This window comes from Flavobacterium sp. KACC 22763 (genome assembly GCF_028736155.1).
In the GTDB taxonomy this organism is placed as follows: Bacteria; Bacteroidota; Bacteroidia; order Flavobacteriales; family Flavobacteriaceae; genus Flavobacterium.
Map to the genome: position 1 here is coordinate 4,599,174 of NZ_CP117879.1, position 26,867 is coordinate 4,626,040.

The window sequence follows — 26,867 nt, forward strand, 5'->3', positions numbered from 1 at the left end:
CATGAGCGAAGATACATTTGAATTGAGAAGCGAAGAGGTTCAGGATATCCTGACCAAAGTACCGCATTGGATGATACGATGGGGAACCGTTCTGATATTTGCCATAATAATTATGCTGTTTTTTGTTTCCTGGTTTGTCAAATACCCAGATGTTGTAAAGACGGAAATTGTAATTACTACTAATATTCCTCCAGAGAAAATAGTGTCAAAGTCTTCTGGACGTATTGAAGCTATTTTGGTTAAAAACAAAATGGTGGTTGGTAAAAATAGTATACTTGCCATTATTGAAAATACAGCCAATTATAAAGATGTTTTTTTGCTAAAAAAAATAGTTGATGGCTACGACATAAACAGCTCAAAAAAAGAGTTTCCTTTTGGATTATTACAAAATAAACAGTTAGGAGAAATAGAAAGTGCATTTGCAGCATTTCAGAAAGATTATCAGGCACAGGAATTAAATAAGGATCTGCATCCTTTTCAAGTAGAAAGCAGAGCACAGCAGTCTGAAAAAATCCAAATAACCGAAAGAATAGAAATCCTGCAGCAGCAAAAAGTAATCAACGAGCGAGAACTCGAGCTTCAGAGAAATGAAGTGGCGCGTTTTGAAACTTTATTTAATAAAGGGATTATTTCTGCCCAAGAAATGGAAGCCAAAAAGCTGAGTTTTCTTCAGGCTCAAAAGAATTATAGAAGCTTACTGTCGTCAATTTCTCAATTAAGGTCTTCTTTGATTGATAATACAAAATCAAGTCAGAATTCGCAGATAAATAGCACTAGAGAAGAAGTTAACCTCGGGCGCAATGTTTCACAGTCTTTTTATCAGCTGAAAAAAGTGATACGAGACTGGGAATTAGCCTATGCGTTAAAATCTTCTATTAGCGGTAAAGTGACTTTTCTGCAGGTTTGGAATGAAAATCAAACTATAAACGTTGGAGACAATGTGTTTTCGATAATTCCAGACGCTAAAAACAGTTTTATAGGAAAAGTGAAAGCGCCGGCTTTAAATTCAGGAAAAATCAAAGTAGGGCAACGTGTAAATATCCGTTTAGCCAATTATCCCGACCGAGAATTTGGTGTTTTGAAAGGCGAAATCAAAAATATTTCATTGGTTCCTGATAAGGATGGAAACCTTCTTATAGATGTTGCTCTTCGAAACGGACTAAAAACATCATACGATAAAAAGATTACCTTTCAGCAGGAAATGAAAGGAAGCGCAGAAATTATAACCGAAGATCTGCGTTTAATCGAAAGAATTCTATATCAGTTTAAAAATATTTTTGAACAAGTTTAACCATTTAACTAACTAACCGAAACCCCAAATTTTAATGAAAAAAACAGTACTCATTGCATTTTTACTAGTATTTCAATTCTCTTTTTCAAAACCAATCACAGAAACTCAAAAGTTAGCAGCGACTTGCAAAGTTTGGGGCTTCTTAAAATATTATCATCCAAATGTTACTGATGGAAGTAAAAATTGGGATGAACAATTATTTCAAATTTTACCAAAAATCGAGGAAGCTCAAACTTCTGAAGCACTCTCTTTGGTAATTGAAAATTGGATTGATTCTTTAGGGGAAATCAAAAAACAAGAGACGATAAAGTCTGCTGTAAAAAAAGAATATTTTGATAAAAACTTCGACTTGTCTTGGCTCAATAAAAATGACTTGTTTTCGAAATCTCTTTCTAAAAAATTAAAGTTTATTGAAGAAAACAGAATTCAAGGTAAACAATACTACGTTAATTTCGAGCTTCATACAGGAAATGTACCTCTTCAGTTTAATAACGAAACAAAATATGCTGATTTTAAATGGACTGATAAAAAATTACGTCTTTTAACTCTTTTCAGATATTGGAATTACATCGAATATTTCTTTCCATATAAATATCAAATGGATGAAAATTGGGAAAAAGTATTAAATGAAATGTTACCTAGATATTATGCGCCAGAATCTGAAAAGGATTTTAATTTAGCTATGCGTGAGATCTCTGTAAAGTTAAATGATACTCACGCTGCGACAAGTATGGCTCAATTGTTTGACTATTTTGGTGATAAATTTATTCCCGTGGACGTTAATATCATTGATGAAAAAGCAATTGTTGTTGCATTGAAGAATGATTCTCTGGCAAAAGTTAGTGATATTAAGATTGGAGACATAATTACAAAAGTAGAAGGGAAGACTATAGGAGAAATTTTGAAAGAAAACCGAAAATATGTAGAAGGATCTAACGAACCATCTGTTTTAAAGAATGCATATTGGGCAATTTTTAACGGAAAAACACCTTCGTTTGAAATCGAGTTTATTCGAGATGGAAAAACTACAGTGAAGTCTATTAATAGATATGTGTACGAAGATCTAAAAATTCAATTTCCAGATAAAGAAAAATGGAAAATTTTAGAGGGTAATATTGGTTATGTTAATTTTGATGAACTTGATCCAGCGGATGTTCCAGCCTTAATTTCGGCATTAAACAATACAAATGCAATAATCTTTGACAATAGAAATCGACCACACGAGGTTATGTACCCAATTGCAGATTGGCTTAATCCTGAAGAGAAAGAATTTGCTAGATTTCTTGATCCAGATGTAAATTACCCTGGGCGTTATTATTGGAGAGAAGGAATTCAGAAGTGCGGAAAAAATAATCCAGATTATTACAAAGGAAAAGTAATTGTTATAACAAATGAAAAAGCTGTAAGTCATGCTGAGTTTACCGTGATGAGTTTACAAACAGTTCCTAATTGTGTAGTAATCGGAAGCCAGACTGGCGGAGCTGATGGCGCAAATTATAGATTTCAAATCATTAAAGGATTTGGTTCATCATTTACTTGCTATGGTGTTTTTTATCCAAACAAAAAAGAAACCCAACGAATAGGGATTGTTCCTAATATTGAAGTGAAACCAACTATTTTAGGAATTCAGCAAGGAAGAGATGAAGTTTTGGAAAGAGCGGTTCTTTATGCTAAAAAAGGTAAATAGAAAAATCTAAATAGAGCCTTTGTCAAAGGTTTAAACTTTGACAAAGATTTTTTTACATCTTCAAGTAAAAATCTTTAGTCAGCTCGATATATTCTGGAGTATAAACGTGTCTGTCAATTTCGATAATAAGTTCATCGATTTCAATTTTAGAAACTTCATTTCGGCTAAAAGCCAATAAACTTCGCTTAATTTCAGATTTTGGAGTTCCTTTTACTCTTGTAATTTTTAAAGGATAAAGTTCTGATTCTTTTGCTAGAGCAATAAATTTTTCTTCTTCTTTGAAAGGAATAATTAAAGCAAATATTCCGTTTTCTGAAAGTAATAAATCGGCAGCTTCGACAAGTTCTTCAAAAGGCATTGCATCTTGAAAACGAGCTAAATCACGTTGTTCGCTTTCTGTTTTATAATCTTCAGCATAAAAAGGCGGATTCGAAACAATTAAATCGTATTCATCTTCTGGTTCATCAATAAATTCATCCAGACCAGCATGAAAACAAAATAGGCGATCACCCCAAGGAGAAGCTTCAAAATTTTCTACAGCTTGTTCGTAAGCGTCTTCATCAATTTCAAGCGCATCAATTTGTTCTGCATGAGTTCGCTGTGCCAGCATCAAAGCAATAATTCCTGTTCCAGCACCAATATCCAATACACTAAACGGATTGTGGTCAATTGGAGTCCAAGAACCCAATAAAACACCATCGGTACCAACTTTCATAGCGGTTTTGTCTTGTTTAACAGAAAATTGCTTAAACTTAAACATAAATATAAAATTCCAATTTTTAAAAAATTCCAAATTCCAATCTTGGGAAGAAATTCCAATGCGAAAAATCCAAATTCCAATTTGAATATAGAAACGTTAATATGTTAATGCTGCAAAAGTAAGGTTAAATATTAATTTATTGTTTCGAAGTTTTGGTAATTATGGCAGAAAGAATTTTTCGCAACTCTTCAATTTCGAATAATAAAGATTCTGAAAGTGAGTTTTGATCTGGATTTAAATCATTTAATAATTGTAGCCAAAATTTAGATTCCTTAGCTTCTTTTCTAGCAATTTTGAGACGGAATATAAAATCTTTATCTCCTAGTTTTTCATTTGCTTCAATGTAATTTGCGCCAACAGAACCAGATGAACGGACTAGTTGTTTTCCGTTTTCAATATTTGAAATAGTTTTCGGTAAAGACCTTATATAGATTCTGCATTCTTTTGCAAAGAGGAGAGTTCTTTCTTCTAAATTATATGGTTTACTCATAAATAAAATGGCAATGTTTAAATACCAAATTCCAATTGTTGGGATTTAAAAATAGTAAAAAACAATACAATTATAAGTTTTTTCTCTCAAAATAAAATATTGAAATAATATTTCAGTTTGGAATTTGGAATTTAAAAAATAGGAATTTCTTAATTACAAGTACATCTCAATAAGACCTTCAGGAAGATCCATGATTACTTTTTTGTTCTCGCGATCGATTTTTACAAGAAATTGATCAATCATTGGAACTAAGATTTCAACTTCGCCATTTAAAACTTCAAAAAGAGGCTGTGCAGTTGAATCATTAATAGAAGTTATTTTTCCGAAAACACCTAAACGTTTGTCTTCAATTTCGAAACCAATAACTTCGTGGAAGTAGAATTTGTTGCCAGTAAGTTTTGGCAACATGGTTAAAGGAAGATAAATAGGGCTGCCGACTAAGGCATCTGCATCTTCTTCTGTATTTACATCTTCAAAACGAACTCTCAAAAAGTCGTTTTTGTGTAATGAGCTAGTTTCAATAAAAAAAGGAACCAAGTGTTTGTTGCTTTCAACAAACACTGATTCCAGATTTTCGTATAACTCAGGTTCATCCGTGTCTAGATAGACTAAGACTTCACCCTTGAAACTAAATTTTTTAGCGATTTTACCTAAATAAAAACAATCTTCTTTACGCATTATCGCTAAGTAAAATTATGCTTCAGTTGTTTCGTTATTCTCTTCAGCAGCAGGAGCTTCTTCAGTAGCTTCAGCAACTTCTTCAGTCGCCTCAGCAGCTTGTGCAGCGGCAGCAGCTTCAGCTTGTGCAGCAGCAGCATCAGCAACACGTTTAGCGTTAACTTCTTTTTCTGCTTTTAATGCAGTAGCTTTAGCATCAGCTTTTGCTTTAGATAAACCATCTTTTTTAGCATCAACTTTACCAGCTTTTGCTTCTAACCAAGCAGTTAATTTAGCGTCTGCTTGCTCTTGTGTTAAAGCACCTTTACGAACTCCTCCATCAAGGTGGTGTTTCAATAAAGCACCTTTGTAAGAAAGGATAGCTCTAGCAGTATCAGTTGGTTGAGCACCATTGTGTAACCATTTAACTGCGCTGTCAAGGTTTAACTCAACAGTTGCTGGGTTAGTGTTTGGATTGTAAGTACCGATTTTCTCTAAGTATCTACCATCTCTTTTTGAGCGTGCATCTGCAGCTACTACCCAGTAAAAAGGTTTTCCTTTTTTACCGTGTCTTTGTAATCTAATTTTTACTGACATAATCTAGTGATTAAATTTTGAGGTACTCGACCTCTGTTAATTAAGGGCGCAAAGATATAATTTTTTTATGAAAAACGCGTTTTAAAAAGCATTAAATATATTTGAGTCGTTTTTTTAGCATTTTTTTGACTTTTTAAATTTTAAGGATTAGCTGTTTATAAGGTATTTTTGCAGCAAATTTATTTTAAATATGAGAAAATATTTTTATCTCCTATCAATTTTACTTTTGCTTGTATCTTGTACATCTGAAGATGTAAGGTCTAACAATCAGGCTTTTCAGACCTTAAAAGATAATGCGTTTTGGAGAGCCAAAATATATAAATCAGGAATAGAAACAAATGGAATTTTTACTATTGAAGGTTCTTTAAATGACGAACAAATCAAATTTCAGATTCCTGAACCAGCTGAGAAAACTTATGTTTTGGGGGTAAATGATGATATAAAAGCCATTTATAAAAACACTTATAACGGAGAAGAAGTAGAATTTACCACTGGAACTGGCAAAGGAACTGGAGAAATTGTTGTTACAGAATATAATACGGTCGATAATACTATTTCGGGGACGTTTAAATTTACAGCAGTAAATACTGATCCTAATGCCGAAAAACAAACCATGCATTTTTCAGAAGGAGTTTTCTATAAAATCCCAGTGATATCAGGAGAAAACTTTGTTCCTGTTAACAATTAAGTTAACTGTTTAGATTACTTCAAATCAGAATAAAAACTTAAATAAATTGATAATATAGTGGATTAGATATAAATAAGACTACATTTGTTTTTTATTTAAATAAATATCTATGAATATTTTCGTTGGAAGCCTTCCATTCAGTATTGAGGAAGCAGATTTAAGAGAGTCTTTTGAGGCTTATGGAACAGTTGACTCTGTTAAAATTATTACTGATAAATTTACTGGAAGAAGTAAAGGCTTTGGTTTTGTTGAAATGCCAAATGATAGCGAAGCTCAGAAAGCTATCGATGAATTGAATGGTGCTGTTGTTTCAGGTCGTACAATCGTTGTAAATAAATCTGAGCCAAAACCAGAGGGCGAAAGAAGAAGTTTTAATAACAACCGTGGAGGAAACGATCGTGGTGGTTACGGAAACAACCGTGGCGGAGATCGCGGAAACAGAAGAGAATATTAATGTTTTTTTTCTAAAATATAAAAGGGATCAACTTTCGTTGATCCCTTTTTTTGTTGTTTTTTGTAGAGACGCACCGCAGTGCGTCTAATATAACGAGAAGACGCACTGCGGTGCGTCTCTACGATTTCTTTAATTATACATTCGCAGCTAACCAGTCACCAACTTCTTTAGTGCCGTATGCTTTGCCTCCATTAGCTAAATCTTCAGTAACTACACCAGCTTCTAAAGCTTTGTTTACAGCATCTCTCATCGCTTTTCCTTCTTCCATCAATCCGAAGTTTTCGAACATCATAGCAGCAGATAAAATAGTAGCCATTGGGTTTGCAATGTTTAATCCTGTAGCTTGTGGATAAGAACCGTGAATAGGTTCAAACAAAGATACTTCAGCTCCCATAGAAGCAGAAGGCATTAATCCCATTGAACCTGAAATTACAGAAGCTTCGTCTGTTAAGATGTCTCCAAATAAGTTTTCTGTAATCAATACATCATAAGAGTTTGGCCATTGTACCAAACGCATTGCTACAGCGTCAACAAATTCGTAGCTAACTTCAACCTCTGGATAGTCTTTTTCCATTGCCTGAACTGTTTCTCTCCACAAACGAGAAGTTTCCAAAACGTTTGCTTTGTCAACACAACATAATTTTTTAGAACGGGTCATTGCCAATTCGAAACCTTTTTTAGCTAAACGCTGTACTTCTGCTCTTGTGTAAACACAGTTATCATAAGCAGTATCTCCGTTATCTTTTCTTCCTTTTTCACCAAAGTAAATTCCGCCAGTTAATTCTCTTAAGAAAACTAAATCAGTTCCTTCAATTCTTTCTCTTTTTAGCGGCGATTTATCTAATAAAGATGGGAAAGTAAAAGTTGGTCTTACGTTTGCGAACAAACCTAATGCTTTACGCATTTTTAATAAACCTTGCTCTGGACGTACTGGAGCAGAAGGATCGTTATCGTATTTAGGGTGGCCGATTGCTCCAAAAAGAACGGCATCAGCATTTTTACAAACTTCGTGTGTTGCATCTGGATAAGGTTCACCTACTGCATCAATTGCTGCAGCACCAGTTAAAGCGGGTTTCCAAGTGATTTCATGTCCGAATTTTTTTGCAACAGCATCTGATACTTTTACTGCTTCATTTATTACTTCTGGTCCGATTCCGTCTCCGGCTAAAAGGGCTATGTTTAATTTCATTCTATATGTGTTATTAAGGTTCAAAGGTTGAGAGGAACAAAGGTTCAAAGTTTTGAAAGCAGGTAAAACCTCTGTGCCTTTGCAACTTTGAACCTTTGTTCCTTATATTAAGTAACTATATTCAACATTTTCTGCGTTGCAATAATCGCTGCAACAGTTTGATCTGAGTCTAATCCACGGGTTTTGAATTCTTTTCCGTTGTTGACCCATGTAATAATGGTTTCGCACAACGCGTCAGAACTACTTCCTGGCGGGATTCTAACAGCATAATCGATCAATTTCGGAAGCGTTAGTTTTTTGCTTTTGTAAATCTTTGATAAAGCATTCATAAAAGCATCAAACTGACCGTCTCCTTGAGCGTTTTCTTCGATTATTTCTCCGTTTAAATTTAAAGATAAAGTCGTAGATGGGCGCATTCCTTTAGAATGAACCAGCATATAAGAGTTTATAGTAATTTTTTCTTCATAAGTATGACTGTCCAAAACATCAGAAATAATGTATGGAAGGTCTTCTTTAGTTACGGTTTCTTTTTTGTCGCCCAATTCGATAATTCTTTGGGTAACCAATTTCAAATCTTCGTTGTTAAGTTTTAAGCCTAACTCCTGAAGATTTTTTTCGATATTGGCCTTTCCAGAAGTTTTTCCGAGAGCGTATTTTCTTTTTCTTCCAAAACGTTCTGGAAGAAGATCATTAAAATAAAGATTGTTTTTGTTGTCACCGTCAGCGTGAATTCCGGCAGTTTGGGTAAAGACATTGTCGCCAACAATTGGTTTATTGGCAGGAATTCTATAACCTGTAAAAGTTTCAACCAGCTTACTTACAGAATACAACGAAGTTTCTTTAATACCAATATTTACTTCTGGCAGATAATCATTGATAACAGCAACAGTGCTTTCAAGAGGTGCATTTCCAGCGCGTTCTCCCATTCCGTTTACGGTTACGTGAAGTCCATTGATTCCTGCTTTTATCGCTTCCATAACGTTAGCAACGCTTAAATCGTAATCGTTATGAGCGTGGAAATCAAAATGAATGTTTGGATATTTTGCTCTGATTTTCGAAATGAATTCAAAAGTTAGAGACGGAATTAAAACGCCTAAAGTATCAGGAAGTAAAACTCTTTTAATTGGCTGAGTTGCTAAGAAATCCAAGAATTGAAAAACATAATCTGGAGAATTTCGCATTCCGTTGCTCCAGTCTTCCAGATAAACATTGGTTTCAATATTATTTTCTTTGGCTAAAGCAATGATTTGAGCGATTTCAGAAAAATGCTGTTCTGGAGTTTTTTTTAATTGATGTGTTAAGTGATTCATTGAGCCTTTGGTCAATAAATTCTGCACTTTGGCACCCGCTTTTTTCATCCAGTCTATTGAAACTCCTCCGTCAACAAACGTAAGGACTTCAATTCTGTTAATGTATCCTTTTTCTTCAGCCCATGAAGTAATGCCTTTTACAGCCTGAAATTCTCCTTCGCTCACGCGTGCTGAAGCAATTTCGATTCTATCAATATTTAATTCCTCCAACAACAATTGTGCAATGGTCAGTTTTTCTGCAGCAGAAAATGAAACTCCTGAGGTTTGTTCACCATCACGAAGCGTCGTATCCATTATTTCAATTTTTCTTTTTTCCATATTGATATTCTATAATTCTAACTGTGCTTGATAAACAGTTTCTAATTTGACGCGGATTTTACGGATTCGCTATCGCGAAGACACGGATTTACGCGGATTTTTGTTTTAGCTAAAAAAAGGAATCTGTTTTTTTCCGTGTTTTTGCGATAGCAAATCTGTTTTATCCGCGTCCTATTTATTCTAGAAAGACCCGACTGGTTTTTGAAGCCTGCCGGGTCTAATAGACTGAATGATATTTCTATTAGTAAGGAAGTTTATCAGCAAAAGCTTTAATATCCTCTTTCATATCTTGTAAATAATCAATGTCGTCAAAACCATTAATCATATTATTCTTTTTGTATCCGTTGATAGCAAAAGATTCTTGCTCGCCAGTTGGCAATAAAGTAATAGTTTGGTCAGGAAGATTGATTTCTAATTCTGTTTTAGGATCAGCTTCGATTGCTTTGAAAATATTTTCCAAAAATTCTGGACTGATTTGTACTGGCAAAACACCAATATTTAAACAGTTTCCTTTGAAGATATCAGCAAAAAAACTAGAAACTACAGCTCTAAATCCGTAATCGTAAACCGCCCACGCAGCGTGCTCTCTTGAAGATCCAGAACCGAAGTTTTTTCCTCCAACAAGGATTTTTCCGCTGTAAGTTGGGTTGTTTAAAACGAAATCTGCTTTTGGAGTATCGTCTCCGTTATATCTCCAGTCTCTAAAAAGGTTGTCTCCAAAACCTTCACGTTTTGTAGCTTTTAAGAAACGAGCTGGAATGATTTGATCTGTATCTACGTTCTCAATTGGCAACGGTACACCGCTGCTTGTAAGTATGTTAAATTTATCGTATGCCATTTTTTGGAATTTTAGATTTTAGATTTTAGATTTTAGATTTTCTTTTGAAAACTTAAAACACAGAATCTAAAATGTTTTGTTTTAATAATGTTAGTTAATTTTATTTTGAAGAAATTTAGATAAAGATTGCTCAAAGTGAGGAATCTAAAATCTAAAATCTGCAATCTAAAATAATTCGCGCGGGTCAGTTAATTTTCCAGTAACTGCCGCTGCTGCCGCCATAATTGGAGAAGCTAAAAGCGTTCTTGAACCAGGACCTTGACGACCTTCAAAGTTTCTGTTTGAAGTACTTACTGCGTATTTACCAGCAGGAACTTTATCGTCGTTCATTGCTAAACAAGCAGAACAACCCGGCTGACGCAATACGAAACCAGCTTCAGTCAGAATATCTAAAATTCCTTCTTCTTTAATCTGAGCTTCAACAACGTGAGAACCCGGAACTAACCAAGCCGTAACATTATCTGCTTTTTTTCTTCCTTTTACAATTTCAGCAAAAGCTCTAAAATCTTCAATACGTCCGTTTGTACAACTTCCTAAGAAAACGTAGTCGATTTGTTTTCCAATCATTACGTCATCTTCGTTGAAGCCCATGTAAGCCAAAGATTTTTTGTAAGTTTCCTCACCACCTTCAACTTGGTTTGCACTTGGGATATGTTTTGTGATACCAATTCCCATTCCAGGGTTTGTACCATAAGTAATCATTGGTTCGATGTCTTCAGCTTTGATGTTTAATTCAGCATCAAACACAGCATCAGCATCAGTTTTAAGAGTTTTCCAGTATTCAACAGCTTTTGTCCAAGCTTCACCTTTTGGAGCGTAAAGTCTTCCTTCTAAGAAATCGAAAGTTGTTTGATCAGGAGCAATCATACCTCCACGAGCACCCATTTCTATACTTAGGTTACAAACTGTCATACGGCCTTCCATAGTCATGTTTTCAAAAACATCACCAGCATATTCAACAAAATATCCTGTTCCTCCAGAAGTAGTTAACTGAGCAATAATATAAAGCGCAACGTCTTTTGGTCCAACTCCTTTACTTAGTTGTCCGTTTACGTTAATACGCATTTTCTTTGGTTTAGGCTGCATAATACATTGCGTAGAAAGCACCATTTCAACCTCAGATGTTCCGATACCAAAAGCAATAGCTCCAAAAGCACCGTGAGTAGACGTATGCGAATCTCCACATACAATAGTAGCACCTGGCAAAGTAATTCCGTTTTCAGGACCAACTACGTGTACAATACCATTTTTTTGGTGACCTAATCCCCAGTGCGAAATTCCGTATTCGTTTGCATTGTCTTCAAGAGCTTTAAGCTGGTTTGCAGAAAGCGGATCTTGAACTGGTAAATGTTGGTTTATGGTTGGTGTATTGTGGTCGGCAGTTGCAAAAGTACGATCCGGATATAATACGTTAACGCCTCTTGATTTTAATCCTAAAAAAGCAACAGGACTCGTAACTTCATGAATGAAATGGCGGTCAATAAAAAACACATCTGGTCCATCTTCAATTTTACGCACAACATGTGAATCCCATACTTTGTCAAATAATGTCTTACTCATTTTTTATTTTTTTTAATTGTAATTTCTATAACCACAGCAATTTCCTGTTCATTATAATAGCAAAACAAAAGTAAAAAAAGATAAAAAAGCGTCAATTTCAATATTTCATTATATACGATACCCAAACTAATTTACATATTGCCAAATGGCTTTTGCAGACTAAAATTTGAAAGAAAAATGATTACGAAACAGATTTAGCTTTTCTTTTTTGGCTTTAATTTTACCCGATTGTTTTTTGTTTTAATAGTTTGCAAATTTATCTCAAAATCAATATAAAATATAAGAATTTGTTTGAAAAAATCTAACAAAATGAATAAAAATAGTAATAATTGTTAGTTTTGATTTCTTTGAAAAAAATGTGCTTTTTGGGTTTTTTAAAGCTTTTTAAGGTGTTTTTTGGGTATTATTTAGATTCAATAAAACATCAAAATACTACGACATCCAAGAAGTGTATTTTTATGAAATTTTATGATTTTTTGAGGCAGAAATTGATTTTTTGAGAGTAGCGTTTTTAAAAATTAGTTCAATGAATTTTTAAATTCTAATGGAGTTAGATTGGTTTTCTTTTTGAATAATTTACTGAAAGATTGTGGATACTCAAAACCCAATTGATAAGCAATTTCTGCTACAGAAAGATTGGTAGTAATCAAGAAATCTTTTGACTTTTCAATTAATTTCGAATGAATATGCTGTTGTGCATTTAACCCAGTTAAGTTACGAAGCATGTCGCTTAAGTAGTGACTTGAAACATTAATCTGCGAAGCCAGAAATTCTACTGTTGGCAATCCTCTTTTCAAAGTTTCTGCATTGCTAATATAGTTATCCAGAGTTTCTTCGACTTTTAATAATAAATCGTTACTGATGGTTTTTCTGGTAATGAATTGACGCTTGTAAAAACGATTGCTGTAATTCAACAAAACATCGATATAAGAAACAATTACATCCTGGCTCATTTCATCAATTGCGGTATTGAGTTCGTTGTCAATACTCTGCAATAATCCAATAATGATTGTTTTTTCACTGTCAGAAAGATGCAGTGCTTCATTGGTATCATAAGAAAAGAAACCATATTTTTTGATGCTTTTTCCTAAAGGATAATTTCGAATAAAATCAGGATGAAATAAAAGTGTATAGCCACCGTATTCAACGCCTTCCTCATTTTCAGTAAAAATTAACTGAGTTGGGGAAGCAAACATAAGTCCGCCTTCGTTGAAATCATAATAGCCTTGACCGTAGCCCATTTTTCCTTTGGTAGAAAACTTATAAGAGATCTTATAAAAATCAAGCAAAAAGGCATGATTCGCTAAATCTTCGTTGATGACCAACTGCGTATTGTCTACCAAACTCACCATCGGATGAAGTGGTTTTGGCAGTCGAAGCAGGTCATGAAACTGTGATATAGAAGAGATTTTTTCTGGACTATTGTTTTTTCTTTCCATGATATAAAAGTATGAAAATTTGAAAGGCTAATACCGTCCTGATTCTCGAAACCTGAACGGTATTAGTCTGAATGAATTATTCTCCAAAAAATTGTTTGCCAAATTCAGAACGAAAAACCTCGTCTCCAACTTCCAATCTTTGTTTGTAAAGCGCTTTTGCATCTTCACCGGCAACATATCTTAATTGGTTTTTTCCATCTGTAGCAGCTTCATAAACAACATTGGCAATTTGCTCAGGAGTTGAGGCCATTTCAAACATGGTGTCAACGTTTCCAAACATTTTATTGGTCATTGTTTCGTATTCTGGCAAAGTGCTTGTGTCAAGTGAGCCGTGAAGGAACTCTGTTTTAATTGCTCCAGGAGAAACGGTTTTAATGTTTATTCCAAACGGATTTAATTCATAAGCCATACTTTCGCTCCAGCCTTCCAATCCCCATTTTGTTGCATGATAGATTGATCCTAAAGGGAAAGAGATCAATCCGCCAATGGAAGTTGTTGAAATAAATGAGCCGGTTTTTCTTTCTCTGAAATATGGAATAAATGCATTTGTAACGCGAATTACTCCCAATAAATTAGTGTCTAACTGTTTGGTGATTTGAGAATCGGAAAGACTTTCTAAAGGGCCAATTAATCCATAACCAGCATTGTTAAAAACGATATCAATGTCACTAATTTCAAGCGCTTTTTGAACTGTAGCTTGGATTTGATCATAATTGGTAACGTCTAAGGGTAAAAGGGTTATATTTTTTAATTGAGAGAGCTCAGTTTCTTTTTCGGGATTTCTCATTGTTGCAATTACATTCCACCCTTGATCGTGGAATAATTTTGCTGTTGCTTTTCCTAAACCTGATGATGCGCCTGTGATAAAAATTGTTTTCATAATTATTATTCTTTTTAATTGTTATAATTTGATGAAGCAAAGTTCAGAATACACTGCAGTTTAAAAGTGTTCATTTTGGTGCAATGAGTATCCAAAATGAATAATTGGAATTTTTTGGATTAAAAACTTTGAGTGTAATTTGTTTTAAACACATAGATACATAGTTTTCTTTGTCTAAAGAGGCGTTTCACTTATTTAAAATACACATAGCTATGTGTGAAAATCTAGATTTTTTTAATTATCTTTTTAGAAAACTTGAATCTATGTTTCTATGTGTTTAATTTTTTTACGAATCGAATTCATGGAGTTTTAATTAACGTTTTTGTTAACAACTTTAGCTTCTTTATTTCTGTAAAAAAAGCGTAAATTTGAATTCCTCCGATTTTTCATTTCTCATTTTATTATGTTTCATGTTGTCAATGGTTTACAATGTGAAAGATATGAAATTTGGAGCTTTAAAACTTGACTTTTTAAAATTCTATGTATTTAATATTCGATACCGAAACAACCGGATTACCAAAACGCTGGGATGCCCCGATTACCGATTCTGACAACTGGCCTCGCTGTATACAAATTGCGTGGCAGCTTCATGACGAAATGGGACAGCTTGTCGAACATCAGGATTATTTGGTAAAACCAGAAGGATTTAACATTCCGTATGATGCTGAACGTATTCACGGAATCTCAACTGAATTGGCTGAAGCCGATGGAATCACTTTGGCCGAAGTTTTAGAGAAATTCAATATTGCTTTAAGCAAAACCAAATATATTGTTGGACAGAATTTAGGTTTTGACGTTAATATTATGGGAGCCGAATTCCATAGAATGGGAGTGGAGTCTCAAATGAGTTCTATGCCTGTTTTGGATACTTGTACCGAAGTTACTGCTTCATTATTACAGCTTCCTGGAGGTCGTGGAGGAAAATTCAAACTGCCAACTTTGACCGAATTACACAGCTATCTTTTCGATCAGCCATTCGCGGAAGCGCACAACGCAACTGCCGACGTTGAGGCAACTACACGTTGTTTCTTAGAATTGGTTAGAAGAGAAGTTTTTACAAAAGAAGAACTTGACGTTCCGAAAGAATATTTCAAAGACTTTCAACAACGAAATCCAGAGCCATTTAAATTAATTGGTTTAAAACACATTAATTTAAAAGCAGCTTCTGATAAAATTAGAGAACAGCTTAAAGCTTTAGCTGGAGAAGATACACAAAATGTTGTTTCAGAAGAAGACAAAGCCGATTTCAAAGCAGCAAAATTTGCACATTTACACAATCATACACAGTTTTCGGTACTTCAATCTACTATCGGAATTGGAAATATTGTGGCGGCTGCAGCCAAAAACGGAATGCCAGCCGTTGCGATGACGGATACTGGAAACATGATGGGAGCTTTCCATTTTGTGAGCGCTGTTATGAATCACAACAAAGCTGCATCTGGAAAAAATAAAGCTTTGGTCGAAGCTGGTGAAGAACCAACAGAAACCGAAGTAAAACCAATTGTAGGCTGTGAATTTAATATCTGCGAAAATCACTTAGATAAAAGCAAAAAAGACAATGGTTACCAAGTTGTTTTGATGGCTAAAAATAAAGCTGGGTATCATAACTTAGCTAAAATGGCTTCGATTGCTTATACTGACGGATTTTACTATGTTCCGAGAATTGATAGAAACATTGTTGAGCAATACAAAGGCGATATCATGGTTTTGTCTGGGAATTTATACGGAGAGATTCCGAGTAAAATCTTGAATATTGGTGAAAATCAAGCTGAAGAAGCTTTAATATGGTGGAAAGAACAGTTTGGCGAAGATTTCTATCTGGAAGTGATGCGCCACAATCAGGAAGATGAAAATCGTGTAAATAAAACCCTGATTGAGTTTGCTAAAAAACACGATGTCAAATTAATTGCGACAAACAATACCTATTATTTAAATAAAGAAGATGCCAATGCGCACGATATTTTACTTTGTGTAAAAGATGGTGAAAAGCAGGCAACACCAATTGGTCGTGGACGTGGCTATCGCTACGGACTTCCAAATCAGGAATACTACTTCAAGTCGCAAGACGAGATGAAAAAACTCTTTGCTGATTTGCCAGAAGCCATTATCAACATTCAGGAAATAATTGATAAGGTTGAAGGATATTCATTGTATCGTGATGTATTGCTTCCGAAATTTGAAATTCCGGATGAATTTGTTGATCCAGAAGATGAAAAAGACAATGGTGTTCGAGGGGAAAATGCTTATTTGCGCCATCTTACAATGGAAGGCGCCAAAAGAAGATATGGCGAAATTACCGAATCGATTCAAGAGCGTTTGGATTTTGAGTTAATGACGATTTCTAATTCTGGTTATCCTGGATATTTCTTGATTGTACAGGATTTCATTGCCGAAGCTAGAAATATGGACGTTTCGGTAGGGCCAGGCCGTGGTTCTGCAGCGGGTTCTGCCGTTGCTTATTGCCTCGGAATTACCAATATTGACCCGATTAAATACGACTTGCTTTTTGAGCGTTTCCTAAATCCTGACCGTGTATCGATGCCCGATATTGATATCGACTTTGATGACGAGGGTCGTGGACGTGTAATGGAATACGTAATCAACAAATACGGTCAAAAACAGGTGGCGCAGATTATCACCTATGGTAAAATGGCAACCAAATCGGCTATTCGTGATACGGCTCGTGTATTGGATTTGCCATTATTTGAAGCCGATAGAATTGCGAAATTGATTCCAGGTATGATGCCGTCAAAATGGAATCTGGCGCGTTTTATTTCTGAAAGTGAAGAAGAAGTTAAAAAAGCCCTTCGTTCTGACGAATTTGATAATGTAAAAGAATTAATCGCGATTGCCAATGAAGATGATTTGGCAGGAGAAACTATTCAGCAGGCAAAAATCCTTGAAGGATCGATGCGTAATACGGGTATTCACGCCTGCGGGGTAATTATTACGCCATCGGATATTACGAATTATGTTCCTGTAACAACTGCAAAAGATTCCGATTTATATGTAACACAATTTGACAACTCGGTTGCAGAAAGTGCCGGATTGCTGAAAATGGACTTCTTGGGTCTGAAGACCCTTACGCTGATAAAAGATACCGTAAAACTGGTAAAATACAGAACAGGAATTGAACTGAATCCAGATACTTTCCCGATTGATGATGAAGAAACGTATGCGCTTTTCCAAAGAGGTGAAACCGTTGGAATTTTCCAATACGAGTCGCCTGGGATGCAGAAATACATGAAAGATCTGAAGCCAACGGTATTTGGAGATTTAATTGCCATGAACGCATTGTATCGTCCGGGACCTTTGGAGTATATTCCGTCTTTCGTTCGAAGAAAAAATGGCGACGAGGAAATCAAATACGATTTAGATGCCTGTGCGGAATATTTATCTGAAACCTATGGAATTACCGTTTACCAAGAGCAGGTAATGCTTTTGTCTCAGTCTTTGGCAGGATTTACAAAGGGTGAGGCCGACGTCTTGCGTAAAGCGATGGGTAAGAAACAAAAGGATGTACTAGATAAAATGAAGCCGAAGTTTGTGGAGCAAGCGGCAGCAAAAGGTCATGATGCCAAAATTCTGGAGAAAATCTGGAAAGACTGGGAAGCCTTCGCGAGTTACGCCTTCAACAAATCGCACTCAACTTGTTATGCTTGGATTGCTTATCAGACCGCTTATTTGAAAGCGCATTATCCTGCAGAATATATGGCTGCGGTACTTTCGAATAACATGAACGATATCAAACAAGTTTCGTTTTTCATGGAAGAATGTAAGCGTATGGGGCTGCAGGTTTTGGGACCAGACGTAAATGAATCGTACTATAAATTTACAGTAAACGATGATTATGCCGTTCGTTTCGGAATGGGAGCGATCAAAGGAGTTGGATCTGGAGCTGTTGAAACCATTGTAGAAAACAGAAAAGACGGAAGATATAAATCGATTTTTGATTTGGCGAAGCGTATTGACCTTCGTGCAGCCAACAAAAAAGCAATTGAAAACTTAGCATTGGCTGGAGGTTTTGATTCTTTTGAAGGAACAACCAGAGCACAATACTTCCACGATGATGGCGACGGAATAACTTTCTACGAAAAAGCAATGCGTTATGGATCGAAGTTTCAGGAAAATGAAAACTCATCGCAGGTAAGTTTGTTTGGAGAAACCAGCGAAGTGCAAATCGCTGAACCAGTTGTACCTCCGTGCGAAGACTGGAGTACAATGGAGAAACTGGCCAAAGAAAAAGAAGTTGTCGGAATCTATATTTCGGGGCATCCGCTTGACGATTTTAGATTTGAGATGAAATACTTCTGCAATTCTCGTTTGGAAGCGCTGAAGAGCATGAACGAATATGTTGGAAAAAACCTAATGTTTGCTGGAATTATCAATAACGTTCAGCATCGTGTTGCTAAAAACGGAAAAGGCTGGGCGGCTTTCAACTTAGAAGGTTATGATGAGAGTTATGAATTTAAGATTTTTGGGGAAGAGTATTTGAAATTCCGCCACTTCTTAATTCAGAACAATTTTGCCTTTTTGAAAATATTGATCAAAGACGGATGGGTAAATCATGATACTGGTAAAAAAACAGATCCGCGAATGCAGTTTGTTGAGATTCGCCAGCTACAGGATATTTTGGAAGCTTTCGCTAAAAAACTGATTGTATTATTGAATATTAAAGATCTTCATCCTGAATTTATTCATAAACTGAGTCATTTGTTTGCTGAAAACAAAGGGGAGAATTCTGTGACTTTTGAAATCATGGAATTGGAAAAAATAAAGCGCTTAGTTGAGGTAGAAACACCAGCCGATTTTGAAGCCGAAGATGCTGTTTTTGAAGCTGAGAATGAAAATGAAGATAGCGCGATGGAAGATACTAAGATTCAAGAAGTGAATGAGGTTGAAGAAATAAAAGTGGTAACCAAATTAACGATGCCTAGCCGTCGTCTGAAGGTTAGAATTTCAACTGAATTATTGCAGGAATTGGAGAAAATGCAGATTAATTTTAAACTCAACTAAAAAATTAACAGTTAAAATTTGAACAGATGTTAATTTTTTATGTTAAAAATATGCACGCATAATACTTTTTTAGTAATATTGCCCAAAATTACAACGTTTTCGTTCCAAGTCTAACTTTGCAAACTATAAGAATGTGTTAAAATATTCTATGTTTGTACTAATCAATAAATCAAAATTATGAAAAAGAACCTATTTTTATTAGGATTATTAGTTTGCTCTATGGCCACAATGGCGCAAACAGAAAAAGTAGAAAAACCAGAAAGCTGGTATTTTAAATTAGGAGGATCATATTTCAACCAAACGGCTTCAACTGAGTTTCCAGAAGTAGGAGGTCAGGCACCAAACAGAGATGTATATTCAGGTACTTTAGCTAATAATAAATTAGTTTCAAGAGAAAGTGTAACAGGTTCTTTTGGGCAAGGTTTCAGAAGTGGTATTACTGCTGGTTACCGTTTTTCTACTCGTTTAGGAGTTGAGATGTCTGCAAATTACTATATCAGCAATAGCAAGACAATGGCTCAGACAACAGATAGACTTATTTCATATAATCCTGCTGCTAGCCCTGCTGCTACATATGTGAGTTTTACTGCTGAAGGACAAATTAAAGCTTTTGATTTAGCTCCATCACTTGTAATGTTTTTAGGAGAAGCTCATGGTTTTGAGCCTTATACTAAAGTTGGGGTTATTGTTCCAATTCACGGTACTTTAGATATTAAAACAAATAGAGAGTATACAACATTTGTAGGTGCTAATCAAGTTGCAAAAACTGATGCTTACTCTAAAGATGTAGTTAAGCCAAATGCAACAATTGGGTTTATGGCAGCTATTGGTACTTCTTATAAATTAGGGAAAAATATTTCTGCTTTTGCTGAATTAGAGTACCGTAACTTTACTGTTCATGGAAAAACAAAAGAAACTACTGATTATACTGAAAACGGTGTAGATAAACTAAATACTACAACTGCATTTAGAGCTGCTTCATATTCTGCTAATCATACAAACTACCATAGCAAAATCGATGCTAATTCTAATAGTATGGTTACAAATGCAGCAGGTTTTGATAATACAAAAGCAACAGACGATTTAAGTTCTTACGTTGGTATTTCTGGTTTAGGATTAACATTAGGAATCAAATACAGCCTATAGTTTTTCCATTTTTTTATAGTTTATAGTTTAAAAAAAAGAGGATATTCGAAAGAATATCCTCTTTTTTTATGCGCATTTTTGTCATTTCGAGGAACGAGAAATCTCCACAAGTAGCTCTACAAAGATTGGTGACAATTGGGATGGAGTTTCTCGCGAAGATTTCTCGTTCCTCGAAATGACAAACTACCCAGTTTTATCTTAGTCAAAGTTAAAAACTTTGACTAAGATTTTTCATGTATTAGCCAAGCTAAAGCTGGAAGCAACTCAAATAAATACTATTTCGAATTTTCTCTAAACTCTTTCAAAACTTGATCAATAACCCAAGTGGTTCTAGCCGCAGAAGTTCCTTTAGATGGAGAAGCGCCTTCTTTTCCTAATAATTCAGCAATAACAGTTTCAATAAAAGGCTGCTGAATATGTAATGGATTCTCGATAGTAATAACTTCTTTTTCTCCATTTGCATATTGAATATGAATAGGATCGTTTCCGAAAGTAGAGAATGAAATTTTACCTTTATCACCTACAATTTCAGTGTTATCGTAACGTTCAAAACTTGCAAAATTCCAAATACCAGATCCGTGAATTCCGTTTTCAAATAAAAATGACATTGAAACAGCATCTTCAGCTGGATAAGCCATTAATTGAGAAGTCGCATGTCCGCGAACGGATTTTATCGGGCCTAAAACAAAATCTAAGAAATCTAAAGTATGGCAAGCTAAATCTACAAAGATTCCGCCTCCAGAAATATGCGGTAAAACAGTCCACGGAAGATTGATTTCGTCATCGTAACGAGCTTCAAAAGGATGGTACAAAACACAATTGACGTGTCTTATAGTTCCTAATTTTCCTTGATCAATAATTTCTTTTATTTTCAAAAAACGAGGCAAAGCTCTCCTGTAATAAGCAACAAATAACGGAACATTATGTTCTTTACAAGCGTTGATCATTTCGTTGCATTCTTCAAAAGTCAGAGCCATTGGTTTTTCTACATAAACTGGTTTTCCGGCTTTAGCACATAAAATGGTATATTCTTTATGAGAAGATGGAGGAGTGGCAATATAAACAGCATCAACTTCTGGATCATTTATTAAATCTTCAGCATTTGAATACCATTTTGGAACGTTATGACGCTTAGCATAATCTTCAGCAAGAGCAGCATCTCTTCGCATCACGGCAACTAAAGCAGAATTTGGAGCTTTCTGAAAAGCAGGTCCGCTTTTTACTTCGGTTACATTTCCGCAGCCAATAATTCCCCATTTTATAATTTCCATTGTGTAAGTTTTAAGTTTTTCAAATTTAAAAAAGGTTTGCCACGAATTGCACGAATTTTCACGAATTATTTTTTGAAGTTTCGCCACAGATTAAAAGGATTTTCACAGATTACTAAAGTAAACGCATAGATATTAAAATCATTTTAATTCTTTTAATCTGTGGCAAAAAAACAATAAGATGTAATTTTCCACAATTTAAATTAGTGAAAATTCGAGTAATTAGTGGCAAAATAAAAAGCCACGAATTCACAAAATAATTCGTGAATTCGTGGCTTAAAAAAATCAGTTTAAAGCTTACTTTTTAGGTAAGGCTTTAAAACCCATATTGTAAAGCGTGAAAGCTTGAATATCTACACTTTCTTGAATGCTAGCCGCAACAGATTTCCCTGCTCCGTGTCCTGCTTTTACATCAATTCTAATTAAAACCGGATTTTCTCCTGTCTGTTTTTCCTGTAATTCAGAAGCAAATTTAAAACTGTGAGCTGGAACAACACGATCATCATGATCTCCAGTAGTTACCATTGTTGCTGGATAATGCGTTCCCTGTTTTACGTTATGAACTGGAGAATATCCTTTTAAGTATTCGAACATTTCTTTGCTATCTTGAGCAGTTCCGTAATCAAAAGCCCATCCTGCTCCTGCTGTAAAAGCATTGTAACGAAGCATATCCATAACTCCAACTGCTGGCAATGCTACTTTCATTAAATCTGGACGCTGAGTCATAGTTGCACCAACCAATAAACCTCCATTAGATCCTCCGCGAATAGCTAAATAATCAGAAGAAGTATATTTTTGTGCAATTAAATATTCTGCAGCGGCAATAAAATCATCAAATACATTTTGTTTTTGAAGCTTGGTTCCTGCATCATGCCATTTTTTTCCATATTCTCCGCCACCTCTTAAGTTAGCAACTGCATAAACCCCACCGTTTTCCATCCAAACTGCATTAGATATACTGAAACTTGGAGTTAAACTAATATTGAATCCGCCGTAACCATAAAGGATTGTTGGGTTTTTACCATCTAATTTTGTTCCTTTTTTATAAGTAATAATCATCGGAACTTTTGTACCATCTTTTGAAGTGTAGAAAACTTGTTTTGATTCGTAATCTTCACTTTTGAAATCTACTTTTGGTTTTTGATACACTTCAGATTTACCAGATTTCGGTTCCAATGAATAGATGCTTCCTGGTGTTGTATAGTTGGTAAAACTGTAGTATAAAATTTTATCGTCTTTTTTACCGCTAAATCCGCCAGCAGTTCCTACTGCAGGAAGTTTAATTTCACGAACCAATTTTCCGTTGTAATCATATTGCTGTACAAATGAAACAGCATCTTTGGTATAATTGGCAAAGAAATAGCCAGCTCCAGTTGAAGGCGATAAAATATCTTTGGTTTCTTTAATAAAATCTTTCCAGTTTTCAGGCTTCGGATTTGCAGCATCAACAGTTATGATGCGTTTGTTAGGAGCATTAAAATCTGTTTCAATAAACAATTTACTGCCCTGGTTTTCGATAACATTATTGTCGCTGTCAAAGTTGTCAACGATTGTAACAATAGGACTATTGGCTTTAGTCAGATCTTTAATGTATAATTCATTTCCGTAAGTAGAGTTAGCAGCTGTAATTACCAAATAACGATTGTCTTCGGTAACATATCCTCCCACATACCTTCTTTTTTGATCTGCTCCAAAAATTACTTTATCGTCTTTTTGAGAAGTTCCCAATTTGTGGAAATATAATTTGTGCTGATCAGTTTTAGCAGATAATTCGCTTCCTTTCGGTTTGTCATAACTTGAGTAGTAGAAACCTTCATTTCCGTGCCAAGAGACACCACTGAATTTTATGTCAACCAAAGTGTCTTCTAAAACTTTTTTAGAAAGTGCATCTATGATAATTACTTTTCTCCAGTCGCTTCCGCCTTCAGAAATTGCATAAGCTGCTTTGCTTCCGTCTTCAGAAAAATCAAGTCCGCCAAGAGAAGTTGTTCCATCTTTAGAGAAAGTATTCGGATCTAGGAAAATTTCTTCCTTGCCATTTTCATCCTTTCTATAAACAACAGATTGATTTTGAAGACCGTTATTTTTTGAATAATAAGTAAATTTTCCTTCTTTGGATGGAGCTCCAATTTTTTCGTAGTTCCAAAGTTTTTCCATTCGCTTTTTAAGTTCTTCGCGAAACGGAATTTTATCTAAATAAGCATAAGTAATTTCATTTTCAGCTTTTACCCAAGCACCGGTTTCGGCAGATTTATCATCTTCTAACCAACGGTACGGATCGCTCACTTTGGTATCAAAGTAAACATCAAAAGTCTCTCCTTTTTTAGTTTGCGGATATTGCATTTTGCCTTGTCCAAATGATATTCCTGCAGTTGTAATTGCCATTAATAAAAATGTTTTTTTCATAGTTAGTTTTTATCTGTTGTAACAAAAATAGCACTTTTTGTTGTGAAAATTGAAATGAAAAAATTAAACCATATAAGCTATATAAGATCATTAAACGGCTTGCTTAATTTTACTTATATGACTTATATGGTTTCAAATTGTTACAGATTAAAATTGACTCCCAAAACGATATTTCTTCCAATATTCGGAATACCGTCTGTTTTTAATCTAGAAAGATGTGCAATATATTTTTTATCAAATAAATTGTTTCCATTTAAGTTAATGTCGAAAGCAGTTTTTCCTAGTTTAACAGTTCCTCCAAAACCTAAATTTACCAAAGTATAGCCTTTAGAAGCTGTTTCGAAACCGCTTACGTTATCTTGGCTAAAGGTTGAAGAAACATTCAGAGAAGCAAAACCTTCGCTTAACCAGTTTTTGATATTAAATTCAGTTCTCAATGTATTATTCCAATTATTTGCAGGAATCAAAGGCAGATAATCTTTGTTTTCTTTTTTACCTGTAACTGTTTCAAAACTAGTTTCAAAATGCAACCAGTCTAAAGGATGCGGATGAAAATGCAGACCAACTTCACCTCCATACAATTGCGCATTATCTTGAACATAAGCAAAAACATCATTATCATCTCGAACTTCCCCAGTTGGCGAAGTATAGATATAATTGTTTACGTGATTGTAAAATCCGTTTACAAAGAATTCAAAATGCGTGCTTTTGTATTCTAAGTTCAAATCGGTCTGAACGTTTTGTTCTGTTTTCAAATTAGCATTTCCAATTTCGTAACGATTTGTACCTTCATGGACACCGTTTGAAGTCAATTCTGCCAAGTTTGGAGCTCTAAATCCTGTCGCAACATTTAAACGGAAAGTTAAAGGTTCAGCAAATTTGGTTTTATATCCTAAAGAAGCATTAAAGCTGTCAAAAGATCGGTCTAAAGCTTGAAAATAACCTTCCTCACCTTCAATTCCGTGAGCGATCGAAGTGATATTACGGTTGTCAAAACGCAATCCGGCTTGAATAACGCTATTGTCCCATTCGTAATTTGCCGTTCCAAAAACACCAAAATCATTGGTTGTTGCGTCTGGAATCAAATATTCTTCTCCAGAATTTTTATTGGTTTGATGCATTCCCTGAACTCCCAAAATGGTTTCGATTTTTCCGAATTTAGGGAAATGATATTTAGCATTATAATTGAAAGTGTTCAGTTTCATGTGTAAAGACGCTTCATTGCTGTCTTCAAATTCGCTTCTGTCATTGGCAATGTATCCTAAATCAACATCTAGTTTAGAGTTTTCAAAAAAGATAACATTGTTTAAACTCAATAAATGATTGAAAATTCCCTGTCTCGGAAATTGTGTGTCTTTGCTCGAAGATTGTTCTGCAATTCCATCTTCAGGAATTCCAATATCCAATTTGTTGTAGTTGTATCTTAAAACACTTGAAAAACTTGAATTGCTGTAACCAATACCAGTTTTAAAATCAGTTTCGTTGTAACGAGAATTGGTTACGCGGTCACCGCCAGCTATTTTGTAATCAGAATGTGTGTTGTAACTTCCACGAGCTAAGAATTTCCAATTGTCAGTAGACGTTTTTAATCCGATAGAAGAATTGCTTCCTTCTGTATTTGTAAAATATTTTTGGCTGAAATTAGCTTTAAAATCACCAGCATCAGCAAATTTTTCAGGATTAAAATACAAAACACCTCCCAAAGCATCAGAACCATATAATAAAGAAGCTGGGCCTTTGATAACTTCAACACTTTCTATTCCAGCATCATTTAAACCCAAACCATGCTCGTCTCCAAACTGCTGGTTTTCGATACGAACACCTTGAGAATAAACCAAAACACGATTACCGCTAAGTCCGCGAATGACAGGTTTTCCGATAGAAGTTCCTGTTGAAATTTGAGAAACTCCTGGAATCGTTGCCAAACCTTCAATTAAAGTTGAGGTTCCTTTTTGCTGTAATGTTTTAATGCTTTCATGCTCAATTTTCATTACGTTTTGCGATTGCAGCTTATTGAAAGGCGTTGAAACCACAACTTCGTCCATTTCTAAAATAGATTCTTCAAGTGTAATGTCTAACGTATTTTGCTTAAGCAGTTTTGCGATGGTTTTATTTTGATTGGCGTATCCAACATAAGTGAAAGCGATGCGAAGGCTTCCGTTTGGAAGATTATTCAATTCGTATTTTCCGTTTGCGTCTGTTGTAGTTCCTTTATGTAATTCTGGTGCGTAAACAGAAACTCCTGGCAACGGATTATTCTGGTTGTCGGTTACGGTTCCTGAAACCGAATTTTGAGCAGTAAGCATGCCCGAAAACCCTAAAACAAGGGCAATTATAAAATTTTTCATTTGAAAATGATGCTATAGTTAAATTGAGTTTTTTTTCTTCGAATGAAAACCAAAAACTAACAATAAAGCATTCTGATCCTAATTGATAAAAATAGGACTAGGAAACTCAATGTTGTTTTGAATTTAAATGAAAAGAAATATGATTTTTTTCGAATAATCGAAACTTAAGAAACTATAGCAGCAGGTGGACCACGTAAGAAATACGAAGGTGATGAAATAGAGAAGATTTTCTCTGTAATGGGGAAGAAATAAGCAAATTCTTTTTCAAAAGAATGAAATTGAAATTGAAAAGTCTCTGGAACAATATAACTTCCAAAGGCAAAATTACAAACAAAACAAACGTCATAATCATGATGCTGATGCGTTATTTCTCCGCTCGGATCATTATAATTGTGATGGCACTGTTTTTCTGAAAGCTGCTTTACAATATGCTCATAACTGTGTATCGACTGAAACAATATCGAGAACAATATTGTTACAGCAAACGATAAACTTAATATGAGCTGCTTTTTCTTCATACACCGC

20 protein-coding genes are annotated in these 26,867 nt (G+C 34.9%); 6 read left to right on the top strand and 14 right to left on the bottom strand.

Going from position 1 to position 26,867, the window contains the following annotated elements; all coding sequences use genetic code 11:
- Window position 1: 1 nt before the first annotated feature.
- Together PQ463_RS19350 and PQ463_RS19355 are read left to right on the top strand one after the other, a co-directional pair.
- On the top strand, window positions 2-1,291 hold the full coding sequence (locus tag PQ463_RS19350) for an HlyD family secretion protein (RefSeq protein WP_274255073.1): 1,290 nt from the start codon (window positions 2-4) through the stop codon (window positions 1,289-1,291).
- A gap of 34 nt (window positions 1,292-1,325) precedes the next feature.
- Complete coding sequence (locus PQ463_RS19355) at window positions 1,326-2,978, top strand: S41 family peptidase (protein WP_274255074.1); 1,653 nt, start codon at window positions 1,326-1,328, stop codon at window positions 2,976-2,978.
- Between the two features lie 52 nt (window positions 2,979-3,030).
- Here the strand turns inward: PQ463_RS19355 and PQ463_RS19360 are convergent, their stop codons facing one another.
- From PQ463_RS19360 to PQ463_RS19375, 4 genes are all read right to left on the bottom strand, one after another.
- The gene (locus PQ463_RS19360; RefSeq protein WP_274255076.1) at window positions 3,031-3,738 is read right to left on the bottom strand and encodes a tRNA1(Val) (adenine(37)-N6)-methyltransferase; all 708 of its coding nucleotides are present in this window, start codon (window positions 3,736-3,738) and stop codon (window positions 3,031-3,033) included.
- Window positions 3,739-3,874: 136 nt separating this feature from the next.
- The gene (locus PQ463_RS19365; RefSeq protein ID WP_274255077.1) at window positions 3,875-4,228 is read right to left on the bottom strand and encodes a four helix bundle protein; all 354 of its coding nucleotides are present in this window, start codon (window positions 4,226-4,228) and stop codon (window positions 3,875-3,877) included.
- Between the two features lie 153 nt (window positions 4,229-4,381).
- Window positions 4,382-4,906, bottom strand: a complete 525-nt coding sequence (gene rimM, locus PQ463_RS19370; protein WP_008466225.1) for a ribosome maturation factor RimM — start codon at window positions 4,904-4,906, stop codon at window positions 4,382-4,384.
- A gap of 15 nt (window positions 4,907-4,921) precedes the next feature.
- The gene (locus PQ463_RS19375) at window positions 4,922-5,482 is read right to left on the bottom strand and encodes a 30S ribosomal protein S16 (RefSeq protein WP_274255079.1); all 561 of its coding nucleotides are present in this window, start codon (window positions 5,480-5,482) and stop codon (window positions 4,922-4,924) included.
- Between the two features lie 190 nt (window positions 5,483-5,672).
- On the opposite strand from PQ463_RS19375, the gene PQ463_RS19380 reads away from it, so the two are divergent.
- Window positions 5,673-6,170: a DUF6252 domain-containing protein gene (locus PQ463_RS19380; protein ID WP_274255080.1), complete on the top strand. Its 498-nt coding sequence runs from the start codon at window positions 5,673-5,675 to the stop codon at window positions 6,168-6,170.
- 109 nt (window positions 6,171-6,279) lie between these two features.
- Window positions 6,280-6,624, top strand: a complete 345-nt coding sequence (gene rbp, locus PQ463_RS19385; RefSeq protein WP_012023384.1) for an RNA-binding regulator — start codon at window positions 6,280-6,282, stop codon at window positions 6,622-6,624.
- A 133-nt stretch (window positions 6,625-6,757) separates the two neighbouring features.
- Here the strand turns inward: rbp and leuB are convergent, their stop codons facing one another.
- The 6 genes from leuB to PQ463_RS19415 all read right to left on the bottom strand — a co-directional run bounded on the left by leuB (window position 6,758) and on the right by PQ463_RS19415 (window position 14,158).
- Window positions 6,758-7,813, bottom strand: a complete 1,056-nt coding sequence (leuB, locus tag PQ463_RS19390; protein WP_135221466.1) for a 3-isopropylmalate dehydrogenase — start codon at window positions 7,811-7,813, stop codon at window positions 6,758-6,760.
- A gap of 107 nt (window positions 7,814-7,920) precedes the next feature.
- Window positions 7,921-9,441: a hydroxymethylglutaryl-CoA lyase-like TIM-barrel protein gene (locus PQ463_RS19395; RefSeq protein ID WP_274255081.1), complete on the bottom strand. Its 1,521-nt coding sequence runs from the start codon at window positions 9,439-9,441 to the stop codon at window positions 7,921-7,923.
- Window positions 9,442-9,682: 241 nt separating this feature from the next.
- Window positions 9,683-10,279 carry a 3-isopropylmalate dehydratase small subunit gene (gene leuD, locus PQ463_RS19400; RefSeq protein WP_274255082.1) on the bottom strand — a complete coding sequence of 199 codons (597 nt, stop codon included), beginning with the start codon at window positions 10,277-10,279 and terminating at the stop codon, window positions 9,683-9,685.
- Between the two features lie 165 nt (window positions 10,280-10,444).
- A complete protein-coding gene (gene leuC / locus PQ463_RS19405; protein ID WP_274255083.1) occupies window positions 10,445-11,839 on the bottom strand; it encodes a 3-isopropylmalate dehydratase large subunit in 1,395 nt (464 codons plus the stop codon).
- A 518-nt stretch (window positions 11,840-12,357) separates the two neighbouring features.
- A complete protein-coding gene (locus PQ463_RS19410) occupies window positions 12,358-13,278 on the bottom strand; it encodes a helix-turn-helix domain-containing protein (protein ID WP_274255084.1) in 921 nt (306 codons plus the stop codon).
- Between the two features lie 76 nt (window positions 13,279-13,354).
- A complete protein-coding gene (locus tag PQ463_RS19415; RefSeq protein WP_111376048.1) occupies window positions 13,355-14,158 on the bottom strand; it encodes an SDR family oxidoreductase in 804 nt (267 codons plus the stop codon).
- Window positions 14,159-14,638: 480 nt separating this feature from the next.
- Between PQ463_RS19415 and dnaE the strand changes: the two genes are divergently transcribed.
- Complete coding sequence (gene dnaE, locus PQ463_RS19420) at window positions 14,639-19,174, top strand: DNA polymerase III subunit alpha (protein ID WP_274255085.1); 4,536 nt, start codon at window positions 14,639-14,641, stop codon at window positions 19,172-19,174.
- 177 nt (window positions 19,175-19,351) lie between these two features.
- Window positions 19,352-20,320, top strand: coding sequence for an outer membrane beta-barrel protein (locus tag PQ463_RS19425; protein ID WP_274255086.1), 969 nt, complete (start codon window positions 19,352-19,354; stop codon window positions 20,318-20,320).
- 275 nt (window positions 20,321-20,595) lie between these two features.
- Here the strand turns inward: PQ463_RS19425 and PQ463_RS19430 are convergent, their stop codons facing one another.
- The 4 genes from PQ463_RS19430 to PQ463_RS19445 form a co-directional block, all read right to left on the bottom strand.
- A complete protein-coding gene (locus PQ463_RS19430) occupies window positions 20,596-21,591 on the bottom strand; it encodes a Gfo/Idh/MocA family protein (protein WP_274255087.1) in 996 nt (331 codons plus the stop codon).
- 294 nt (window positions 21,592-21,885) lie between these two features.
- Window positions 21,886-23,994, bottom strand: a complete 2,109-nt coding sequence (locus PQ463_RS19435) for a prolyl oligopeptidase family serine peptidase (protein WP_274255088.1) — start codon at window positions 23,992-23,994, stop codon at window positions 21,886-21,888.
- A 140-nt stretch (window positions 23,995-24,134) separates the two neighbouring features.
- Window positions 24,135-26,342 carry a TonB-dependent receptor gene (locus tag PQ463_RS19440; protein ID WP_274255089.1) on the bottom strand — a complete coding sequence of 736 codons (2,208 nt, stop codon included), beginning with the start codon at window positions 26,340-26,342 and terminating at the stop codon, window positions 24,135-24,137.
- A gap of 164 nt (window positions 26,343-26,506) precedes the next feature.
- Window positions 26,507-26,860 (bottom strand): hypothetical protein, encoded by a 354-nt coding sequence (locus tag PQ463_RS19445; RefSeq protein WP_274255090.1) that lies wholly within the window; start codon window positions 26,858-26,860, stop codon window positions 26,507-26,509.
- Between the last annotated feature and the right edge of the window lie 7 nt (window positions 26,861-26,867).

Bases quoted from the DNA above. Each gene is read 5' to 3' on its own strand.
- PQ463_RS19365 (WP_274255077.1), bottom strand. From the start codon at position 4,228: ATGAGTAAACCATATAATTTAGAAGAAAGAACTCTCCTCTTTGCAAAA.
- PQ463_RS19360 (WP_274255076.1), bottom strand. From the start codon at position 3,738: ATGTTTAAGTTTAAGCAATTTTCTGTTAAACAAGACAAAACCGCTATG.
- PQ463_RS19410 (WP_274255084.1), bottom strand. From the start codon at position 13,278: ATGGAAAGAAAAAACAATAGTCCAGAAAAAATCTCTTCTATATCACAG.
- leuC (WP_274255083.1), bottom strand. From the start codon at position 11,839: ATGAGTAAGACATTATTTGACAAAGTATGGGATTCACATGTTGTGCGT.
- PQ463_RS19430 (WP_274255087.1), bottom strand. From the start codon at position 21,591: ATGGAAATTATAAAATGGGGAATTATTGGCTGCGGAAATGTAACCGAA.
- PQ463_RS19435 (WP_274255088.1), bottom strand. From the start codon at position 23,994: ATGAAAAAAACATTTTTATTAATGGCAATTACAACTGCAGGAATATCA.
- PQ463_RS19350 (WP_274255073.1), top strand. From the start codon at position 2: ATGAGCGAAGATACATTTGAATTGAGAAGCGAAGAGGTTCAGGATATC.
- PQ463_RS19375 (WP_274255079.1), bottom strand. From the start codon at position 5,482: ATGTCAGTAAAAATTAGATTACAAAGACACGGTAAAAAAGGAAAACCT.
- dnaE (WP_274255085.1), top strand. From the start codon at position 14,639: ATGTATTTAATATTCGATACCGAAACAACCGGATTACCAAAACGCTGG.
- PQ463_RS19395 (WP_274255081.1), bottom strand. From the start codon at position 9,441: ATGGAAAAAAGAAAAATTGAAATAATGGATACGACGCTTCGTGATGGT.
- PQ463_RS19425 (WP_274255086.1), top strand. From the start codon at position 19,352: ATGAAAAAGAACCTATTTTTATTAGGATTATTAGTTTGCTCTATGGCC.
- PQ463_RS19380 (WP_274255080.1), top strand. From the start codon at position 5,673: ATGAGAAAATATTTTTATCTCCTATCAATTTTACTTTTGCTTGTATCT.
- rbp (WP_012023384.1), top strand. From the start codon at position 6,280: ATGAATATTTTCGTTGGAAGCCTTCCATTCAGTATTGAGGAAGCAGAT.
- leuB (WP_135221466.1), bottom strand. From the start codon at position 7,813: ATGAAATTAAACATAGCCCTTTTAGCCGGAGACGGAATCGGACCAGAA.
- PQ463_RS19415 (WP_111376048.1), bottom strand. From the start codon at position 14,158: ATGAAAACAATTTTTATCACAGGCGCATCATCAGGTTTAGGAAAAGCA.
- rimM (WP_008466225.1), bottom strand. From the start codon at position 4,906: ATGCGTAAAGAAGATTGTTTTTATTTAGGTAAAATCGCTAAAAAATTT.
- PQ463_RS19440 (WP_274255089.1), bottom strand. From the start codon at position 26,342: ATGAAAAATTTTATAATTGCCCTTGTTTTAGGGTTTTCGGGCATGCTT.
- leuD (WP_274255082.1), bottom strand. From the start codon at position 10,279: ATGGCATACGATAAATTTAACATACTTACAAGCAGCGGTGTACCGTTG.
- PQ463_RS19355 (WP_274255074.1), top strand. From the start codon at position 1,326: ATGAAAAAAACAGTACTCATTGCATTTTTACTAGTATTTCAATTCTCT.
- PQ463_RS19445 (WP_274255090.1), bottom strand. From the start codon at position 26,860: ATGAAGAAAAAGCAGCTCATATTAAGTTTATCGTTTGCTGTAACAATA.